We start from the raw sequence: 2,675 nt of genomic DNA, 5'->3' as shown, positions 1-2,675 counted from the left end.
CCTTCATAGTTTGGTGATGATGGCAGAGAGGTCACACCCGTTCCCATACCGAACACGGAAGTTAAGCTCTCTAGCGCCGATGGTAGTTGGGACCTTGTCCCTGTGAGAGTAGGACGTCGCCAAGCAAAAACCTAAGTCGTTTTGACTTAGGTTTTTTTGTGTTTATTTTTATTATTTAAAATAAAGAGGTAAGAATTACCTTTTTTTAAGAATGTAGTCGAGATGTAAAAAGAATGTTTGTGATTTTATATAAAAAGGTTATGTAAAAAGTAGCACTCTAGCTCTTTTTACATAACCTTTTGTGTTTTTAAAGGATTTTACATAAGAAAAAATCTATAATTAAGGTAGTTAACATATATTTTTGATGGGTGTGGGGGATTATGAAAGAAATATGCATGTTATTAGTGGCTGTTATATTATGGGGGACAGCTATTGCGCCAACAAAATGGGCTTTAGAATCTATCCAGCCGTTTACTTTGTTGTTTATTCGTCTTTTCTTTGCAGGTGGAATTTGTATGCTATTTTCATTTAAGCAACTACAAAAATCAGTTGTACATAAAAAAGTTCCATGGAAAAGAATGAGTTTGTTAGCTTTTACCGGTGTAGCTGGGTATTTTATGTTCACATCGTACGGTATTTCTTTAACAAGTGGATTACATGTTAGTATCATAGATGCTGCATTACCATTAGTTACAATTCTTTTTTCAGCAATCTTCTTGAAAGAGAAAATTCGATTGAATTATTGGATAGGAATTATATTGGGTGCTATAGGAGTACTCTTTATTACGATTCCATCTAAAAGTGCTGATCAAGAAGTGTCTTTAATAGGAGATATACTGATATTATTAAGTACTTTTCTATTTGCTTTCTACACGGTTTTGCTAAAACGACCAAAACAAGAACAGTATTTATCAAACGAGGTTTTTACAACATTAACTTTAATTATTGGAGCTGTTATTCTATTACCATTTGCACTGGTAGAAATTCTTTATTACGGTTTACCGAAGATTGAAACTTGGAAAACGGGACTTAGTGTAATATACCTTATTATTGGAGCAACAATTTTAGCGTATTGGTTTTGGAATAAAGCGCTAGAGAGAGTTTCAGCATCAGTAAGCGGATTATATTTAAATGCATTACCGTTAATAAGTATTGTTACTTCAATTATTCTATTAAATGAATCTTTGACATGGAGAGTAATAATGGGAGCGAGTTTAGTTTTAATTGGAGTAGGATGGGCGGATAAGCAAAAGTTATGTAATCTATTAAAAGGTAACAAGGTGGAGAATAGAGACTGTTAAACAGTATGATTTATATAATTGAAATGTTAAAAAGATACCTTATATATGAGGTATCTTTTTTATTTAGCAAAGATAATAGACTAAAATTAGTATGGATATTCTTTGCTGTATTTATATGTGTCGAAATCATTTTGAAATATTGTTTGAACAAGTTGTATACATTCAGTATCATAAAAGCTTTCAAAAGTTGGATGACGGGGAAATAAAGGATCAGTAATATCGCCTTCGCTAAAATTCCCTTTATAAATCATGGCGGGAGTTTGATGATGCCATGATGTTGAGAACTCATTTATTGGTGCGTTTTTTAATTCGAAACGCTTTTCTAATTCTTTCATTTCCTGATCAAAGTTTTCTAAGTATATATAATTGGTGACATATTCTTCTTCACCAGCTATATATTGTTGTGTGAAATGTGGGTTAATATCCCTTGCGTGAGCCCCTTTCATAAATAGATAGTATAGAAATTGTTTAAATGAGATCCCTTTGGGGGAATTTTCATCTTGATATAAAAACTTTCGGATGGGTTTCCATTCGGGATTTTCCATATAAGGAGGTCCAATTAAGGATACGAAAGAACTGACTGCTCTCCTATAAGGGTTACGAACAAGTTTAAACGTTTCTTTTTGTTTTTCTCGCAACGCTACTCCTAGTCGTACACTATAAGCAGGTGTACTTTTGTATATATCATATTCATAATTATGAATGAAAGGACTATAACTTAGAGCTGTTTGCAATAAATCAATTTGGTAAAAGAACCAATTGGCAAGAGAAGTGCAACCGCTTTTTTGACTCCAAAATAGAATGATGGGAAACTTCCTATGATAGTGTGGGCTTCTTGAATGGGCGCTTATGGTGTTTAATAAAGAAGGATCGAACAAGTTCTACACTCCTTTCAGTTATTTTACTGATATGTATGAGGAATAAAGAGGGGGTATGAGAGTATTTTTCATCTTTTTTTAAAAAATGAAAGATTAATATTGACTATTATTATATAGAGGTGTAATATAGGACAAGTCGCCGATGACATTAACGTCGCAAGCGACAAACGAAATAAAAAACTTAGTTGACATTAACTAACGAAGATGTTAACATAAGGAAGTCGCAAATGAGCGACCAAGTAGTTCTTTGAAAACTGAACGAAACAAACAACGTGAAACGTCAATTTTTATTTTTAGATGCTAGACAAACTAACTTTATTGGAGAGTTTGATCCTGGCTCAGGATGAACGCTGGCGGCGTGCCTAATACATGCAAGTCGAGCGAATGGATTGAGAGCTTGCTCTCAAGAAGTTAGCGGCGGACGGGTGAGTAACACGTGGGTAACCTGCCCATAAGACTGGGATAACTCCGGGAAACCGGGGCTAATACCGGATAA

The 2,675-nt window shown here is 34.1% G+C and carries 2 protein-coding genes and 2 rRNA genes; 3 read left to right on the top strand and 1 reads right to left on the bottom strand.

The annotated features are described in order from the left end of the window. Window positions 1–9 precede the first annotated feature (9 nt). Window positions 10–125: ribosomal RNA gene (gene rrf, locus ACO6VI_RS32860) — 5S ribosomal RNA — on the top strand. Window positions 126–380: 255 nt separating this feature from the next. Beyond that, a complete protein-coding gene (locus tag ACO6VI_RS32855) occupies window positions 381–1,301 on the top strand; it encodes a DMT family transporter (protein WP_097920914.1) in 921 nt (306 codons plus the stop codon). Window positions 1,302–1,387: 86 nt separating this feature from the next. Here the strand turns inward: ACO6VI_RS32855 and ACO6VI_RS32850 are convergent, their stop codons facing one another. Continuing rightward, window positions 1,388–2,179 carry a sulfotransferase family 2 domain-containing protein gene (locus ACO6VI_RS32850; RefSeq protein WP_422425189.1) on the bottom strand — a complete coding sequence of 264 codons (792 nt, stop codon included), beginning with the start codon at window positions 2,177–2,179 and terminating at the stop codon, window positions 1,388–1,390. Window positions 2,180–2,494: 315 nt separating this feature from the next. Here ACO6VI_RS32850 and ACO6VI_RS32845 point away from each other — a divergent pair. After that, window positions 2,495–2,675: ribosomal RNA gene (locus ACO6VI_RS32845) — 16S ribosomal RNA — on the top strand; the annotation flags it as partial.

This window comes from Bacillus sp. PSXD-155 (genome assembly GCF_049310765.1).
Classification (GTDB): Bacteria; Bacillota; Bacilli; order Bacillales; family Bacillaceae_G; genus Bacillus_A; species Bacillus_A cereus.
This window is presented reverse-complemented; position numbering and strand designations above follow the sequence as displayed.